Source organism: Sediminibacterium ginsengisoli, from assembly GCF_900167075.1.
Lineage (GTDB): Bacteria > Bacteroidota > Bacteroidia > Chitinophagales > Chitinophagaceae > Sediminibacterium > Sediminibacterium ginsengisoli.
Map to the genome: position 1 here is coordinate 76,247 of NZ_FUWH01000005.1, position 19,050 is coordinate 95,296.

The following is a 19,050-nucleotide window of genomic DNA, read 5'->3' on the forward strand; positions in this document are numbered from 1 at the left end:
AATTATTTAGTAAAGTTGCCAATGGATAAGGCTAATAATCATGCATTTAGACGCAAAGACATTTTATTCATTTTGTTTTGGAACGTATTCCACAGCCGGACTGGTAGAAGCTGCTGTAGAACACGGACTTTCCACGCTGGCATTGTGTAACATCAACTGTACCTACGATCACTGGGAGTTTGTAAAACTATGCCGTGAAGCTGGCATTAAACCTGTCCTGGGAGTTGATATACGAAACACTGACCAGTGCTGCTATCTACTGCTCGCCAGAAATAACCAAGGTCTCGTCTGGATCAATAGCTTTTTATCTGAGCACCTTATCGCCAAAAAAGAATTTCCGGCCTCGCCTGCCGCACCGGAAGAGGTATTTGTCGTGTATCCCATGGGAAGCAAGGAACCTGGTGAACTGGCTGGCAACGAACGTATCGGCATAAAACCTTACGAAGTCGGCTCACTTTTTAAATTCGATGCAGGCCATCAGTATGTGATCCACCAGCCGGTCGTCATTCAAGATAATGATCACTACTATCTCCATTGCCTGTTACGAGCCATTGACAAAAACCTGCTGCTGTCTCAACTGACCAGCGACCATTGCTGCAGACGCGAAGATTATTTTGTCAGTCCTGCCAAGATATTATCCTTATTCAAACAATATCCGGCTGTCGTTACTAATACTTACAAGTTACTGGATCAGTGTTCGATCGAGATGGATTTTGATCAGGATAAAACCCTGCAAGTCTATGGTGGATCTAAAGAGGATGATTTTGTATTGCTGGAAAAGCTGTCTACGGCCGGCCTTTTACGCAGGTATGGCAAGAAAAATAAAGTCGCTACAGAACGATTGCAGAAAGAATTGAAAGTGATTTATGACCTCGGATTTACTGCCTATTTTCTCATCAATCATGATTTCATTCGCTTTGCCAATGAGCAGGCATTTTATCATGTGGGACGTGGCAGCGGAGCCAACTCTATTGTAGCCTACTGCCTGGGTATTACGGATGTAGATCCCATCGAACTCAACCTGTATTTCGAGCGTTTCTTAAATCCAGAACGTACCTCTCCGCCGGATTTCGATATTGATTTTTCCTGGACGGATCGTGATGAAGTAATGGCCTATATGTTCACACGATACGGTAAAAAACATGTGGCCCTGCTTGGTTCCTGCCCGACATTCAAACACGATTCGATTATCCGGGAACTGGGTAAAGTATATGGCCTGCCGGATGAAGAGATCAAAGCATTTCAGCAGAGCGGGAAGCCAACCTGTGATAAGACCAGAAAGATTGACAGGTTCGGCAAACTGATGCAAGGCTTTCCTTCTACCCCATCTATCCACCCTTGCGGTGTACTTATTTCTGAAAAACCGATCCTGCATTACGGCACTCTGTTCCATACCCCGAAAAGCGAACGCACCGGTATGGCAGCCATCCAAATGGACATGTTCACTGCTGAGGACATTGGTTTAAACAAGTTTGATGTATTGTCACAGCGAGGCCTCGGACATATAAAAGATGCATTGCTACTCATCAGACTGCATCATGGAAAAGAGATCGACATTCACAATACCCGTACCTTTTTTGAAGATGAAAGAATCAAAAAACAGATACGGGAAGCAAATACCATCGGCTGCTTTTACATCGAATCACCTGCCATGCGCCAGCTCCTGAAGAAACTACGCTGCGATGACTACTCGACACTGGTTGCCGCTTCCTCTATTATTCGCCCTGGTGTCGCACAGTCCGGCATGATGCGATCCTATATCGAACGCTATCATAACCCTTCAATCGTCGAATATATACACCCGCTCTTTAAGGAACATCTTTCCGAAACCTATGGCGTGATGGTTTACCAGGAAGATGTGATCAAGATCGCTCACTATTATGGTGGTCTGTCGCTCGGTAAAGCCGATATCCTGCGCAGGGCAATGAGCGGTAAATACCGTTCCTCTAACCGGTTCAACCTGATCCGGGAAGAATTCTTTGCTTCGGCGGTTGCACTCGGACGAGATCCTGAACAGGTAGGCGAAGTCTGGCGTCAGATGGTAAGTTTTGCAGGCTACTCCTTTAATAAAGCCCACTCTGCATCCTTCGCCGTAGAAAGTTACATGAGCCTCTATCTGAAAACCTATTACCCCCAGGAATTCATGGTAGCCGTCATCAACAATTTTGGTGGCTTTTACTCGCGCGAACTCTATTTCCTGGAACTGCTCAAAAGCGGTGGTGATATTCATTTGCCCTGTATCAACCACAGCGAACACCTTACTTCTATTCTCCATGGTCGTGTCTATGTCGGCTTTATTCATATCAAGGGTCTTCAGGATAAATTACTGGAAAAGATTATTGATGATCGAAAATTCAACGGGCCATATAAAAACATCAGTGACTTTTTAGAACGAACCGGTTGCGGGCTGGAACAGTTGAACACTTTGATTCGCATCGGGGCATTTCGCTTTACCGGTAAGTCAAAAAAGACATTACTATGGGAAGCTAATTTTTTACAGAAACGCGTGACCACAAATACGCCGGAAGTGCAGACCATGTTTAACGAGCCTTTACAGTTTGATTTTACACTCCCCAAACTGGACGACAACCCAATAGACGATCTGTACGACCAGATGGAAATCATGGGGTTCTGTACCACAAACCCTTTTGCACTCGCCGATGCAGATCCCTGCGCCTATGTTCCATCACGTGACATGCATCTGTATAAAGGCAAGCATATTGCTATGCTCGCGTACTTTATTGCCCGCAAGCATGTAACTACCAAAAATGATGATCAGATGTTCTTCGGAACTTTCGTCGATAGTGAATTGAACTGGATAGATACCGTCCATTTTCCGCAACAGGCAAAACGATATCCCTTACATAGTAGCGGCTTTTACAAACTAAAAGGCAAAATCACCGAAGATTTTGGCGTTTATAGCCTGGAAGTTTCGCACCTGGAAAAAATCGGATATAAAAATCGCTCCTATGTTAACTGATAAGAACCGCCATATTGCACATTTTGACCTGGATACATTTTTTGTATCGGTAGAACGGTTGATCAACCCCAAACTGATCGGCAAACCTGTGTTGGTCGGTGGAAGTGGAGACCGCGGTGTAGTTGCATCCTGCAGCTATGAGGCAAGAAAATTCGGGATTCATTCTGCCATGCCGATGGCGGTTGCCAGAAGACTTTGTTCCCATGCGGTGGTCGTCAAAGGAGATCATGAGGCGTATAGCAAATACTCCAGGCTGGTAACTGATGTGATACAAGATACAGTTCCAGTAGTAGAAAAATCATCTATTGATGAATTCTACATCGATCTCAGCGGTATGGACAAATTTTTCGGATGCAGGAAGTTCACCGATGAGCTGGGAGAAAAGATCAAAAATGAAAGTGGCCTGCCCATCTCCTATGCACTGGCCAGCAATAAACTAATCAGCAAGGTCGGCACCAACGAAGTGAAACCAAACGGCCAGCTCGAAATACCATTCGGTAATGAAAAATCATTTCTCAGCCCGCTAAATGTGGTAAAACTGCCTGGCATAGGTGATAAAACAAAAATTACGTTACTCAACATGGGCGTACAACGTATTGAGACACTTGCGCAGATCCCGCTGAACTTAATGATCAATTTGCTGGGTAAACACGGCGCAGATCTACACCGTAAGGCCAATGGCATCGACGAATCTCCCGTAATCCCATTCCACGAACAAAAAAGCATGTCGAAAGAAAACACATTCCAACAGGATACTACGGATTTAAAGTTCTTACACGCAGAGCTTGTGAAAATGGTCGAAACCTTAGGCTTCCAACTGCGCAGTGAAAATCGTCTTACAGGTTGTATAACAGTAAAGATCCGCTACTCAGACTTTGAAACCAATACACAGCAAAAAAGCATATCCTACACGAACCAGGATCATGTAATATTAAAAACGGTAACCGAGATATTTGATAAGCTGTATTCACGAAGGTTATTAGTACGTCTGATCGGATTACGTTTTACAGATCTGATCCCTGGCAACTACCAGATCAACTTGTTTGACGACAGTCAGGAAAAGATAAGGCTGTATCAGCGCATTGATAGTATCAAACGGCAATTTGGAGAAAAATTAATTTTAAAAGCTTCGGGTATTTAATAGCAAATTAAAAAAGTTAAAAATCAATTTAAAATATTCAGACCTATTACAATGCCTGCTTACCGTTAAAACTAAGCTGAGTATTCACAAAGAATACTCATAATCAAAGATCACTTTCTTTCAAATTCAAGGTAGGCGCAGGCCTATCATTCTCTGGAAGTAATGTCCTAAACCTATCTAATATTGCATTTACAGAAGGAATCACATCAGAATCAGAATGCAATAATTTGTCTAAAAACTGCCAGCCAAGATGCTGGTATTCATTATTAATTATTACCGCATTATTCAGATACCACTTGATAAGGGGATGATTTTTATTAAAGCCTAGGTTAGCCAAAACAATTTTAGAATAATCATCACATTCCAAAAAACTCAAAGGCCTAAATAACCTCAAAGCTTCAGTAATAGGTGTTGACCTATCACGAGCTGTGCCCTCCAAATAATAACCATCATCACCTGTATTAAGGAAAGTAATATCTAAATTTTTAATAAGAATAAATCTAGAAAAATAATTATAAAATTCGCTTCCAAAATTCGCTGGCCAAAATTGGATTTTCTCTTTAGAATTTTCCTTATTCAGTTCATTTATACTCATAGTTCCCTTACCGATTACATCAACACAAGGCAGATTGTTCCAAAAATCAAGATCTCTTTCATAAATTCCAGCAGCTTCAAATACCTCAATGGAAAAATTATTAAATCGATTGTTTTGTTCTAAATCTGGCAAATAGGTGAACAAAGCCCCGCTTCCATAATTGAACTCTAAAAGACGTCGTGTAGCATAATATAGATTAGCTATTATAAGTTCACCAAATCGCTTAATTGTATTACGAGAAACAACAACTTCTGGCAATAGTGAATCCTTAAAACAAAAAAGTCCGGCTGAAAGAAAATATGGACGATTTCTAGAAAAACTGAGATTAAAATGATCAAATTTATCCAATTGTACAACAAGGCTTTTATTAGCATCATGTATAACTATACCATTATGACTAATGCGTGGGTTAGAAAAGGTTGCCCTCCTTTCATAGGGTAGATAAAGGTCTTTCGGAATGTTTATGTGAGCAATTATGGATGAGATATCGATGTGTTCTTCAATTTCGATATCCCTACCATTTGCATCCTTACTTTTTTTAAAGCAAAAAAACAAAGTCTTGTCACTACTTTGATCAATACGAAAATAGTGCCCTATATCATAATACTTATTTCGCCCAACTATTATAATTCTAGGCACAACAACAACCATCTGACCAGACAATTTACTTGTACCAGAATCTCTTGTTAAATCGACAGGCAATACTTCTATTGCAATACTTTCTATTTTGACTTCCAACAAAGTTGAACACCTATCAACAAAATCTTGGGATAATGAAGTTTTAAGGTAATCACACCAAGGCGTATTCACCATTTCGTCCCAATCACCCCCGATTGGCTGCCCTTCAAAAATTACAGGAATTTCTGGAGCGAGTAGGAAGCGCTTTAAATGGTGTTCAATATTTAATCCGAGATATTCATGAGAGGTTTTTATGCGACAAGCAATAGAGGTACCAGGAGTTTTTCGATACCCCTTTTCCAATCCATCTTGATTTGGCATAGCTATAGGAGTATGCCTGGCCGCGTCTGACTGAACTACCCAGAAACCACTTCTCCCCTCAATTGACATTCTATTTTTTTCGTACCTGCCATTGCTTGGATATGCATAACAAGTACTAATTTCAATCTTATCACAGGTAATAAAACAAGACAATAAACCAATTCCAAATCTACTTATTGGAGAAAATTCATCTTGAATTTTTTCTGAAATTTTCAACTTTTCAAGCTTGAATAGATCAGAATTGTAGTATGAATTTCCCTTATTTAGCAAATGTGTTTCAATAATATTTAGATCCATTCCCATCCCTTCGTCATCTACACGAAGCCAATTATATCCCTCGTGATCCTGAAAAAAAGAAACCTCAATTGGTTGGGGCTGATATTCTGGATTAGCACATTTTTCTACATATGAACGATGCCGAACAGTATCAATAGCGTTCTGTAATAATTCACGAATGAAAACAAAATTATCAGAATAGAGATTATCTCCTGTCAGAAGATCTAAAATCTTATCCTCTGATAAAGTAAATTTATATTTACCCGATAAATAATTTTCACTTTTTATTTGCCCCCGTTCAATTCTCTCTGGAAATGGAAATGCTTTCCACCTATCATCACATAATTTTGAAACCTTTAATGCACCAACAAGCTCCAAATCAATGAGGTTTAGAAAATTATGAATCCCTTGCTCTATGTACGGATGAGGAGGATTTGCTATAAATAATAATGGCTTGGCATCTGCTTTTCCAGTAAATCTAAAACCATGGGATGCCATGTGCTTATTCCATTCATCTTTACTGATCTGCTCTGAATAATTCCTGGGATTCGAAATATCGAGGTAATCGTAAACACTTTGCGGGCTTCTAGAATTATCAAAGTCTAATATATCTGCCAACCTTAATAACAATGCACAAAATCGGAGATCACATTCTCCTAGATATGAAGGATCAAACCTTGCATCATCAATTCGAATATTTTCAATGGTTTCATTATGACTTGCACAAACATCTCCTAAAGCTTTCTTTATTGAAATCCTCCTGAAATTAAGTTTCCCTATTACTGCTTCCATTTCTTCAATTTTAAGCCAAACCCTTACAGCATGTGCCCAACGGCAATACCATTCTGCCAAATCTTTCGTAACCACTCTCCCTTGCTGTTCATAAGAAAGTCGAGCAGCTGGAAATTCATTCAAAAAACTTAACTTAAAATCTTCATATTCACCGATCCTTGCTCTCTCTTCTTCCGTGAACACCATTCCAAAATCATGATATACGGAACTTAAAATTAGTACCATTGCTTCCAATCCAGATAATTGCTCGACCTGTTCACCTAATAATTCACCCATTATTCTAATAACATTCAATACGTGGTCTCTATTATGAAGAGTATATAAAGGAAAGGTTTCGGTATATCTCTCCATTAATGGCAAAATATACTCAACATGATTTTGAACGATTGAAACTTCATCTGCATCACATTTTGTATTCATTTGATTCCAAATCGGTAATCTTTTAAGCTCATCCATGTTCATTAATCAAATTTTAAACTGAAATAATTGGAGCAAATCAAATATAAAACACCTGATCAAATTATACAATATGAATTAAATGTATCAGTATTAATACTCTATATAAATATCATCACAAAGCCCCTATAGCAATTTCATGAGAATATTAGAATACTAGATGAGTTCCTAATGTTTAAAGGGGATATGTATTTACTGGATATGATACCTAATAATTTTACCTACAGCCAAACTGCTGAAAACGTCGATCATTATTGGCGAGGCGATATTTCAGATAACCCTGTGTATGAATTTCTCTTTCAAGGGAAATGTGTAATTAGACCTGTTGAAGATCATAATTATTTGAGAATGAATTATATAAATTGATTCTAGTAAAAATTTTCAGAAAACATTAATTTTTTCAATCACGATAACTATCTTTCAAACCCCTCCTGATATTTTGAACGCTACCGCGTCATAACGATATAGTATCATTCACGGCAAAAAATAATTGTCATGGAAAAAGACCTGATAACTAAATTTCATGATTTGCACTCAAAATCGATTTCGGTTGTAAAAAAGTATGAAAACTTACCTGAAAAAGATATTAGATTAAAGCATATTGAGATTTTATCCGGACAAATTGCAACCGCACTAATCAGTTTAAAAATTGGATACCGATTTACTGAAACCAATAAGGAAGAATTTGAATTTATGTTCAATAATGATCGAACTCAAATCGAAAATTATATTCATACTTTCAAACAGACAATGATCGAATCTATCCTTGATACCGCACTATTTCAAACCGAATTAGTCTTCAGGATTCTTTATAGCACTCTGGAAGGCGGCAAACCTGGTGACGAGGGCAATATTCAAAAAATCATTTCAGTTCTTTATGAAGACACTCAAAACAACTGGCAAAAAGAAGAGGCAAGAGTAATGGTATTATTTTGGACAATGAGAAACACTGTCCACACGGGAGGCATATATTCTAAAAACCCGAACGGCTACACTATTACCTACAAAGGGAAAGAATACAAGTTTGAATTCATGAAAGCATTTGGCTTTCTTGAAAACAGTCATATTATTGACCTTTTATCAGATTTCTTGGATAGTTTAGACTATCTATTCAACTCAGATAAAATCAAAAATCTGAATAATATTGACCATCCTTCTTATTATGCACTCGGATATCAATAATTCCATGTGTATTAAACCGGATTCACATGTATATAGAAATAAGCCCCATCCACATGCAAACCTTTGTTAATCAGATAGACGTTTTATTGGTAACGGCCACAGACATTGAAAGTAATGAGATTTTAGAAAACATGTTACCGATAGATGGAGCAACAAATTTGATTGTTACATCTGTTGGCAATCACACATACTATATTGGCACATTTGGGCTTTACAATATTGCACTTGTCCAAAGTGGAATGGGAGCAGTGGGACAGAACTCTTCACTTCTAACAAGCATAAGAGCGATTGAGGTGTAAGCTCCCCCATATTCTGCTCAATCAAAAGTTGACAAAAACGTTAACTTTAAATGAGCAATATGAAAAAGACACGGTTCACAGAAACACAAATTGTAAAGGCTATTCAAGAACATGAGAATGGTCGTAAAGCCGAAGATCTCTGTAGAGAATTAGGTGTAAGTACCGCAGCATTTTATAAGTGGCGCCAACGGTATGGCGGGCTTGAAGTGCAGGAGTTAAAGCGGATGAAAGAATTGGAAGAAGAGAACAGCCGGTTGAAACGGATGTATGCCAATCTTAGTCTGGTCCATGAAGCCTTAAAAGATGCTGTTGGAAAAAAGCTCTAACGCCTGACGAAAAGGGAAGCCTGGTTGAATACATGGTAAAGGAGTATCAGATCAGCCAGCGTCAGGCATGCAAAGCGGTAAGCCTCTCCCAAAGTACGGTTCGGTATAAGTCGGTGCCAAGCAAAGACGAAGAGGTAATCAATGCACTACAGTTACTGATTGAAAAGCATCCGTCAATAGGTTTTTGGCAAAGCTATTACCGGATTAGAAGAATGGGACATGTGTGGAATCACAAACGAGTGTACAGGGTTTACACGGAGTTAAAGCTTAATATCCGTCGTAGGTTCAGGAAACGTGTACCAGCTAGAGTAAAACAAGCCTTATTCCAGCCCGACACAATCAATGAGGTATGGAGTGTTGATTTTATGAATGATACTTTGTGGGATGGCAGAAGGTTCAGATTATTAAACATAGTAGATGATTATAACAGAGAGGTGTTACACATTGAAGCAGATACCTCACTTCCAACAATGCGATTAATTAGGTCCTTGGATTATTTAAAAGAGTTCAGGGGGTTGCCCAAAATGATCAGGGTTGATAATGGGCCTGAATTTATCTCTGCTCAGTTATATATATGGTGTAAAGAGCATCAAATCACACTTGTGTTCATACAGCCAGGTAAGCCTATGCAAAATGGTTACGTGGAGCGTTGTAATGGTAATATCCGACGAGAATTGCTAAATGCTTATGTCTTCCAATCATTGACAGAGGTTCGGGAAAAAGCAGAAGAATGGCGAATAGATTACAACTGTTCAAGACCTCATGCTTCGCTTGGCTATGTACCACCAGCTGAATACCTTAAAATCCAAATCCTATAAAAACTGAAAATGGAGAATTTTATACTTTTGAATGTAGCGGATTTTAGGGGAGCTTACACCTAATTGGTTATAGATAGTTATTGTATCATGAAACAAATCATACCATTCTTCTAAGGAAAGCACTTCAATCTGAGAATTCGGGTCTTCCTTTTTATAATTTGTCAAGTGGATATGTCTGTTATTCAGATAATAAGTGGAGTGCGCAATTGCATTTCTTATTTGTGTCCTGTAAGCATTTGTTATTGCTTGGCCAATCACTGGATAATTTTGCTTTAACCGATCGCGTATCTTTTCCCTAATGATAGTTTCCCTTGTTCCTGTGTTTTGTGATTTGTCCCTATTATATCCTTTGATTCGAAAATGCCAATCATAATCAATTCCATTGGCAATATTTGTTATTTGATAAAGCCGCTTAATAAATAAATCCGCCTCCCAGATTTTGAGATAAATAAGCATCTCAACCTGCACACCTCTGGCCTCTTCTTCTTCTAAAGCGTATATTTCCTTGATACGATCCTCCGAAAACTCAAAAGCCTTTAGATAGTCTTTGTAAGATTTTTTTGAACTGTTTTTAATTAGATAATCATCAATAAACCGGTTATGACATCTATCGGAATGCCCTTCGTGCCCAGAGCCTATACTATACAATTTTCCAACTAAATCATCTTCTTGATGAGAAAATCCTTGCATAAATCCCCCATCAACTTCTACCAATAACAAGTCGCCTTCATGGGTTTGCTTTAGGGCCGCGTCTTTAAAAAGTTGAACAAACTCTGGAGTGAGCACTTTTAATTTATCTTCTAATAAGTCTTCGAACAACATATGTTAAAGGGTTGTTTCAATCATTAATAGATTACAGTTGCTCTTCTTCAGCCAGCTCATTTTGTGCAATTGTAGTGAGTTACAGCCGTATAGAGCTAAAATTCTGATACCCTTAAAAATAAAAAATATAGCAGGATTGTACTACCTTATCTATCAGAAAAGTCATACTGGATTTTGCAATAGTTGCATGCCATTATTCAAAAAAATTAAGACCTTAAGTGATGCAAAACAAAACAAAGCCCGTCCCTACTCTTTTTATACTGCTAACAGCGACTCTCGTAGTACTATTCGCTTCCTGCAATGAACCGATATTCATTCACGATATTTCACGCCTTGACACTTGTCTTATTATCAAGAATAACAATACCACGCATTCCGGCGGCTTTGGCCTGGACATAAAGGAAAATTCTATTGACGACAACATACGTGTCATGTCCATCAAGGTGGCACCGGGATACACCGGTGAATTATTCAGCCCCGCTAACAGCTACAGCGACTCACAGGTGGTTTGTATTGAAAGGTTAAATGCCAGGAAAGGATCAATTGCAATTATCCGCCACTAATAGCTGGTGTAGATTTTTTTAAGATGGTTGAACACCCCACTCCACTGTTTTTAACCGATCACCGATCATCTTTAATGTCGATATTATAGCTTGCTCTTCCGGCAGTTCACCAATCACCAGGTCTCTGAAACTCGAATGATAGGCCTGCCTTATCTGCGCCCATGTATTTTCTGTATCATTGAAAATAATTGCCGTAGCCGGATGATTGGCCAACCATTGGTTATTATTCTTAAAACTAGCCACATCATCTTGTCCTACCGTATTGAGCATCTGTTCAAACCCCTTGCTTTTAAAAAATCCCTGGATAGAACCGTCCTGTAACATCAGGTGCAGGTCATAAGTATGCCTGATCTTGTTGGCCAGATCCTCATACGGATGCTCCGTAAAAGAGAAACGTACCAGGCTCATAACCTTCTCACAAAATGTTCGCTCAATTGATAATACCTGGACATCAAAAGGCAACATACCATACTTTTCTGCAAGCGCTGACTGGCTTGTTCTCAACATCATATCACCGATATAACTGCTGACCGGTTTGACCGTATATGGCTCTGACCTCCCAAGCCAGGTAGACTCTAACACGATATATTCCCTTACCTGACCGTAAACACCCTCAAAACCAGATTTGGCATAACCATGTGCAGTTTTGCGGATCATTCCCTTTTTATTGGTGATTCCAGGCAGATCAATTTCAGGCATCACGCTTTCAATTGAAGTTGACACTGCCTTCAGTTTGTTCTTCAACTGGTTGCCATTCTCTCCTTCTCTGCGGATAATCACAATATCAACATCTTCGGAAAATCGCGCTATCAGCTTATGACATTTGGACAAGGCCGTTCCGCCTTTAAAGACGGTATCTCCTGCCACTTCTGAAGCAAAGATGAACTTCAGCGCGAGCGTTACCCAGTAATCCTTCTCTACATAGATCTCAGGTATCTGCATCTGTTGGGCTGTAGCAGCTACTGCTTGCCTGAATAGTTCTTTGTCTTCGTGCAGGTTCATGATTAATAAATATTCCAGTTGTCAGCTGTTGGTAATAGACCCTTTCCGATCCCAAATTGATAAGCAGATAAGGGGTTTAACGTTGCCTTCAGTTCCTTCTGTTGCAAGGGAACCAACTCCATCACTTCCAGTAACGCACCTAAGAATGCCCTTACCCTTGGAGGATATTCTAAAGCGATACAGGCTATCCTATTAAGATCCTGCTTTTTCAGCTCCGCAATTCTTTTCTTCAGGATAATAATCATACTTTCTTTATTCGTGTCAGGTATGGTCTTGAAATCCTTCATCGCATCAAGGGTCTCCAGCAGGTAATAGTTATCATCCGTCACTTCTACATAACTTTTCACAGCCTGTATGCGCAAATTGCCTGCTTTGGCAATGACCCGCTTACCCCTGCTTGCAATACGAATGATCCGCGGCACCTGTGTTGTAAGCCCCATCCTGTTATAAAGTGCTGTACCGGTAATATAGGCAACCCGCTTGTTCCGCTCGAATAAATAGGGCCGCAACAACTGCTCCTCAGCTGGCTGCAATTCACCAAATACGGTTTTCTGCGCCTTATAGAACATGCCGGTCTTCGCACGGCGAAGATTACCTGACATCACCAGCCTCCCGAGAGCCTTTGCGGCGGCGGCATATTCAGTAGTACGTACGCCCAGATCCTGGTAAGTAAATACCCTTCCCTCCGGTAGTCCACCAATGACTTTTGCTATTTTTTCGGCTGTTTTCACTATACAAAGATAATCTTTTATACTTCATTTGTCAAGTATTTTGCGCAATTTACTTGACAAATGAATACCTAAAAAAAGCCCTGACGGGCATTCAAATACGCTTAAAAACTTTAAAAAACAGTTGTTCTCAACGAGTTGTGAACAACCTAAGTTAAAGAAAAAAAAGGACATTTTGGCGCTATAACAAACTGACAGATTTTGCCAATCACCTTTTAGTTGCACCTCAAACTGCACGGTAGTGCAGTTTGAGGTGCAACTAAGCTACCGGAAAATTTTTTAAAAAAATATCGAATACCCTAAAAAACTATCAACAGGATGTGCAAATCCTGCCCAAATTACCCGGTTCAACTTTTATTGATTCCGGGTAGTATTACTACCCCTATCCGCCAAATATTAAACGCATGATGATGCCCCCCCGAAAAGCCATGACAAACAATCACTTACAGTCCCGCCTTAAAAAAAATACTTACATGAATAACCTGCACAACGGATTAAATGCTTCACGTAACGGAATTTTAAAATATTTTAGACGTCCGAACACTTGATACCGGTCTAACTAACTGCCAGCATGCTAACAGAAGATTTTTCATTGCTTTTTGAGACCTCTCCGGCCATACAGTTTATACGCCTACGCAATGCCAAATGGGTCATGCCCTTCCTGTACAAGGTATTCCAGTCGGATAATACCCGCTTCTCTGTCCCTGAGTCGCAACTACTCCAGTGGCTGACCGAAACCCTCCTGAACCAGGAAAACGGACAGGAAGACCTGGAAGAAGCACAGATCCTGCTGGGTGAAACAGAAGAGGTCAAAAGCCGCAAATACCTCCAGAACTGGGTACAGCGCCGCATCCTCCAGGACTTTACCGATGACCACGGCAATACCATGTACCAGCTCAGCAGCTACAGTGTCAAAGTGTTCCAATGGATCCAGTCCCTCCAGCTTAGCAAACACGTCGGCACTGAAAGCCGCTTTAAATTGGTTTTCAATTCCCTGCGTGACATCCTGGAAAACACAGAGGACGATAAGAACAAACGACTGGAAACCCTTAAAAATAAAAGAGCCGAGATCGACAAAGAGATCAAAGCACTGGAACTCGGCATCAACCCCGAAAACTACAGCAACGCACAGATCGAAGAAAGACTTGACCTGTTCACCCGTCATTGTTACGAGCTGATCGGCGATTTCAGGGAAGTGGAAGACAATTTTAAACAGATCCACCGCTCTATTGTAGAACAACATACCAAAGCCGAACTCAACAAGGGCAAGATCCTGGGGTTCGCCTTTGAAGCCTATGATACCTTGCGCAACAGCAACCAGGGCAAAAGCTTTTATGCTTTCTGGGACTTCCTGATCTCCCGCGCCGGCCAGGAAGAATGGCGTGAACTCACCATTCGCCTGCTGGACCTGCTCAGCGACCGCAGCATTGAAGCCGACCAGTATTTCATTGAAAACATCAAATCCCTACTGCTCAGCCAGGGCAAGAACGTGTATGAGTCCAATGATAAAATGGCCGAAAAACTAAGCAAGATCATTACCGAAAAAGAGATTACCCGGCACAGGCGACTGCGTACCCAGATCAACAACATCAAGGAACTGGCCTTTGACCTGATCGATGAGGACAAAATCCCAGCCGGCATAGAGCTGACTGACCGGGCAGATATCCGCCTGCACATGGAGAAAAAACTTAACCTCCAGCAAAAAGATACCCAGGTCGTGCTTAAACAACCCATGGAAAAATCTGAAAAGATCGAGGACATGGAACGCTTCAGCAGGCTCATCAACAAAACACATGTGAACAAAAAAGCGCTTTGGCAAAAAGTAGAAAACCTGCTCAAGCAAAAAGAAACGGCCACCCTGAGTGAAGTTCTGGATGCAACACCCTTGGAACACGGTATCGCGGAAGTGGTCACCTACTACGATTTCCTAAAAGAGAAATCCAAACAGGTGCAGATCATCAAAGGAACCACTGAGATCATTAGCATCAATCCGGACCGTACAAAATTCATTGAGGTGCCCTATTTATTATTTGGAAAACAGACCGTATGATACCCAGCAGAACACTACCCTATGCTTCCATTATCGTAAAGCTGCTCAAAGGCACGATCGAATACCTGGATAAATCCACCTGGCAGGATCTGCTGCAGTACAAAATCGAGATCAATAACTTTCTTCCGCAATTAGGGCTTACCCTGGTACTGAATGAAGACGATGGTTATGCTTTTTTAAAACAAAATATATCGGATGACGACAGCGCGGAAGTAACCTGGTTCCAACGCAGATCCTTCACTTATGAGGAGACTATTATGCTGGTGTTGCTGCGTGAACTGATGGCTGAATTTGAAATAAGTGAATCCTCCGCACGTGAACTCATCAAACGTAGAAGAGAGATCAAAGACCATTCTGAATTGTTCTTTAAAGAGGATGCCAGCCGTGTACGCTTCTTAAAAGAAATTGACCGCCTGATTGACAAAGCAGAAGATAACGGCTTCCTGGAAATGATAGAAGATGCAGACATTAAGGATGAACAAAAGTTCAGGATCAAAAAGATCATCAAGGAAAAAGTGAACATCGAGATATTGGAACAGTTCACAGCACAGCTTTCAGCATATAAAAATGTGGTTCAACCAAAAGAGGACACCATAGATTCTAATTAAGTCAGTGTGAAATAAAATAGGCATGCAATTAGACGTTTTTAATACAGATATACACAAGACCGGCTTCAGGCTGCAATACATGGAAGTATTCAACTGGGGAACATTCGATAACGAAGTACACGCAATCAAACCCATGGGTGAAACCAGCCTGCTTACCGGACTGAACGGAAGCGGTAAGACAACATTTATCGATGCCTTACTCACACTGCTGGTTCCCGAAAAAAAATACCGGTTCTATAACCAGAGCAGCGGTAGTGAAAAAAAAGATGATCGTACAGAAGACAGCTACGTTCGGGGCGGCTACAGTTTCATGAACAGTGAAGCAACTTCCAACACCGTAACTCTGTACCTGCGTGAAAATAAGGACGAGGCCTACAGCATTCTGCTGGTAAACTTTGCCAATGAGATTGACCACCAGGTAACCCTTTTCCAGGTACGTTATTACAATAATGGAGAACTTAAGAAAGTTTACGGACTTGCCCACAAGCCCCTGCATGTAGTAGATGACTTTAAACCATTTGACCTCAACGGCAACTGGAAAAAGCGTATCGACCAGGTCTATAACAGGGGCGCTCGCAAACAAGTGGAATGGTTTGACACTGCCAATAAATATGCACAGCGGATTGTGGATGCACTGGGACTGCAAAGCATCCAGGCGCTTCCCCTGTTCAACCAGATAGTCGGCATCAAAGTACTGGACAACCTGGATGACTTTATCCGCAAGCACATGCTGGAACCACGCAACACCGAAGATCAGTTCCAGGAGCTTAAAAAACATTTATCAACCCTGCTGGAAGCCCAGCTGACCATTGAAAAAACCGAGGCACAAATCCGACTGTTGCAAAACCTGGATGAACATTATCAGAAATTTTCTGTAGCAGACCAAGACCGCCTGAAACACACACAAACACTGGAACTTCTCAAAATATGGAATTCTTTTACAAAAGACCATCTACTCGATCAGGCAATTGCTGATGCGAATCGAAACATAACATCTCTGACACAGAAAATTGAAACAGCAGAGGAAGACCTGATCAAACTCCGGGAAGAAGAGCGAAAGACGATCAACCTGGTAGACAACAATAAAGCCGGTCAAAAGCTGATCGAGTTAGAGAACCAGATTGAATCCACAAAGAAAGAACATTTCCGGGTGGAACAGGTTTTGGAACAGTTCAAACAATGGATGGATACACTTCACATTAAAGAAGAACCAACTGATGAAACAACCTACCTGCGCATTGTGAAGGAAGCTGGAAGGATTCATTTAAAGTTGGTAACGGAACAGCGAATCAACGAAGAAGATGACTTCCAAGCCAAAGAAACCTTGAAAACATCCACTAATGAAAAAAATGACCTGGAGCAGGAAATAGAAATGCTTCACCAATCGAAAACAAATATCCCCTACAATCTCGTCCAGCTGCGCAAAGAACTGTGCAGTGCCCTGAAAATAGATACGGACGAACTCCCCTTTGTTGGCGAACTGGTGCAGGTGCATGCTTCAGAATTATCCTGGCAGCCCGCACTTGAAAAACTGTTGCGATCCTATGCCATGAGGATGTTGATACCGGATAAATATTATAAAAAGGCGACCAGCTATATCAATACCCAGAACCTGCGTAACCGCATCGTATATAATCATGTTACCGATTCCGCATTAATACAGCACGCAGATCAGCATACCATTATTCACAAACTGGAATTTCACCCGGACCACAAATTATCCCATTACGTAGAACAGCTGTTCATCCAACAGTTCAGTTATGTGGCGGTAGATGACGAGAAAACAATGCAACGATACGATAAGGCCATCACGATCAATGGCCTGATCAAAAGCGGTGTCCGTCATGAAAAAGATGATCGACCTAACCAGAATGATCCCAGTAAATATGTGATGGGCTGGAATAGTGAAAAAAAGAAGGAAGCCCTGATCGCAAGACGTATGAAACTGCAGGATTTGATACAGCGATCCAACGAAACGATTAATTCCTGTCAGAATAAATCAAACCGTATCCAGCGACAGTTTATTGCTATTGAAAGGATAAAAGAAATCACCAGCTTTGACCAGATCAATTCCAATGCCATCCAGCAATCCATTCATAAGATCGAAAAGCAGGTCACTGCACTGAGAAAGGATAACAAGCAATTGGATACCCTTAAACAACAACTCACTGATATCGGCAAACAGATAACAGCGACCTCGCTAAACGCTGACGAATTAAAGGAAGAACGCACTAAATGTTCTATGCGAATAGAACAAATGACAGGATCCAAAGAGGAACTCAACTTGCTCTTATCTAAATTAACGGAAGAAGACAAAGACAAACTGCTCACTTTCCAGGCAGAATACTCGTCAATCATCGGCAATGCGACACTGGATACCATCGACGCCATTTACCGTGAATTCAAAACAAAAGTGGAAGGTTTAAAAGAGAACGCAGTTACAGAATGTAACACTCAACGAAACCAGGTTTATCGTAATATCACCCGCATCAAATACCCATCGCCGGAACTTGCTCAAAAATTCCCTACCTGGATTTCAGATGTCCAGCCCTTCTCTGACAGTGCAGAACACGCACAGGAATATATAGAATGGCTGGAGAAACTTTCCACCGAGAACCTTCCAAAGTACAAAAAGGAGTTTGAGAACTTTATTAACGTAACGATCACACATAAGATCGGCGTTCTCAGGGAAGACATGGACAAATGGGAACGGGACATTACCAATACCATCAACAAACTCAACCAGTCGCTGCAGGGCATCAATTTTAACCGGTTGCCGGACACCTATATACAACTTGAAAAACAGCCCGTCAAAGCAGGCACAGACCAGAAAGAATTTCAAAAATTGCTGCTGGACGCCTTACCGCAGGCCGCCAATTGGGCCAACAGTAGTTTTGAGGATAAGTCCCTCCATTTCACGCAAAAGGTAAAGCCCCTGATAGACAAACTGGATCAGAGCGAAGCATACCGCAACAAAGTAATGGACGTGCGCAACTGGTTTGAATTCTGGGCCAATGAATTGTACAAGCATACCGGAGAATCCAAAAAAGCGTACCGTCAGATGGGACAACTATCAGGTGGAGAGAAACCACAATTGACCTATACCATCCTTTGCAGCGCCATCGCTTACCAGTTCGGCATTACCAAAGATGCTAAGAACAACCGCAGCCTTCGCTTTATTGCTGTGGATGAAAGCTTCAGCAACCAGGATGAAGAAAAAGCGACCTACCTGATGGAACTATGCAAGCAACTACATCTCCAGCTACTTGTAGTAACACCAAGTGACAAGATCCAGATCGTACAGGACTTCATTGCACACGTACACCTCGTCCAGAGAGTCAATAACCGACACAGTGTATTATACAATATGACCATTAAGGAACTTCGTGACCAGATGAAACAAGCATAAACGA

12 protein-coding genes are annotated in these 19,050 nt (G+C 40.9%); 8 read left to right on the forward strand and 4 right to left on the reverse strand.

What is annotated here, in order from left to right:
- Positions 1-40 precede the first annotated feature (40 nt).
- Entirely contained in the window at positions 41-2,980 is a 2,940-nt protein-coding gene (locus B5D42_RS10195) for a DNA polymerase III subunit alpha (protein ID WP_078831403.1), read from the forward strand.
- Positions 2,970-4,121, forward strand: coding sequence for a DNA polymerase IV (gene dinB, locus B5D42_RS10200; RefSeq protein WP_078831404.1), 1,152 nt, complete (start codon positions 2,970-2,972; stop codon positions 4,119-4,121). Before B5D42_RS10195 ends, dinB begins: the two co-directional genes overlap by 11 nt.
- Before the next feature lie 103 nt (positions 4,122-4,224).
- Here dinB and B5D42_RS10205 read toward each other — a convergent pair whose 3' ends face one another.
- Positions 4,225-7,245, reverse strand: coding sequence for an HD domain-containing protein (locus tag B5D42_RS10205; RefSeq protein WP_078831405.1), 3,021 nt, complete (start codon positions 7,243-7,245; stop codon positions 4,225-4,227).
- Positions 7,246-7,734: 489 nt separating this feature from the next.
- Here B5D42_RS10205 and B5D42_RS10210 point away from each other — a divergent pair, with 489 nt between their 5' ends.
- The 3 genes from B5D42_RS10210 (at position 7,735) to B5D42_RS10220 (ending at position 9,864) form a co-directional block, all read left to right on the forward strand.
- Entirely contained in the window at positions 7,735-8,421 is a 687-nt protein-coding gene (locus B5D42_RS10210) for a hypothetical protein (protein WP_078831407.1), read from the forward strand.
- Between the two features lie 26 nt (positions 8,422-8,447).
- Complete coding sequence (locus B5D42_RS10215; protein WP_078831408.1) at positions 8,448-8,720, forward strand: nucleoside phosphorylase-I family protein; 273 nt, start codon at positions 8,448-8,450, stop codon at positions 8,718-8,720.
- Positions 8,721-8,779: 59 nt separating this feature from the next.
- A protein-coding gene (locus B5D42_RS10220; protein WP_139367097.1) for an IS3 family transposase occupies positions 8,780-9,864 on the forward strand; the annotation gives its coding sequence in 2 pieces (ribosomal slippage) (positions 8,780-9,032 and positions 9,032-9,864; 1,086 coding nt in all).
- On the opposite strand, the gene B5D42_RS10225 is transcribed toward B5D42_RS10220, so the two are convergent.
- The 3 genes from B5D42_RS10225 to B5D42_RS10235 all read right to left on the reverse strand — a co-directional run bounded on the left by B5D42_RS10225 (position 9,859) and on the right by B5D42_RS10235 (position 12,982).
- A complete protein-coding gene (locus tag B5D42_RS10225; RefSeq protein WP_078831409.1) occupies positions 9,859-10,686 on the reverse strand; it encodes a hypothetical protein in 828 nt (275 codons plus the stop codon). The genes B5D42_RS10220 and B5D42_RS10225 overlap by 6 nt on opposite strands.
- A gap of 581 nt (positions 10,687-11,267) precedes the next feature.
- Entirely contained in the window at positions 11,268-12,251 is a 984-nt protein-coding gene (locus B5D42_RS10230; protein WP_078831411.1) for a nucleotidyl transferase AbiEii/AbiGii toxin family protein, read from the reverse strand.
- Positions 12,252-12,253: 2 nt separating this feature from the next.
- The gene (locus tag B5D42_RS10235) at positions 12,254-12,982 is read right to left on the reverse strand and encodes a DUF6088 family protein (RefSeq protein WP_078831412.1); all 729 of its coding nucleotides are present in this window, start codon (positions 12,980-12,982) and stop codon (positions 12,254-12,256) included.
- 568 nt (positions 12,983-13,550) lie between these two features.
- Between B5D42_RS10235 and B5D42_RS10240 the strand changes: the two genes are divergently transcribed.
- From B5D42_RS10240 to B5D42_RS10250, 3 genes are read left to right on the forward strand one after another with little or no spacing between them, the layout of a single operon-like run.
- The gene (locus B5D42_RS10240; protein ID WP_078831413.1) at positions 13,551-15,029 is read left to right on the forward strand and encodes a DUF3375 domain-containing protein; all 1,479 of its coding nucleotides are present in this window, start codon (positions 13,551-13,553) and stop codon (positions 15,027-15,029) included.
- Positions 15,026-15,637: a DUF4194 domain-containing protein gene (locus B5D42_RS10245; RefSeq protein WP_078831414.1), complete on the forward strand. Its 612-nt coding sequence runs from the start codon at positions 15,026-15,028 to the stop codon at positions 15,635-15,637. The genes B5D42_RS10240 and B5D42_RS10245 overlap by 4 nt, the downstream gene beginning before the upstream one ends.
- Positions 15,638-15,659: 22 nt before the next feature.
- Positions 15,660-19,046 carry an ATP-binding protein gene (locus B5D42_RS10250; protein WP_078831415.1) on the forward strand — a complete coding sequence of 1,129 codons (3,387 nt, stop codon included), beginning with the start codon at positions 15,660-15,662 and terminating at the stop codon, positions 19,044-19,046.
- Positions 19,047-19,050: the final 4 nt, after the last annotated feature.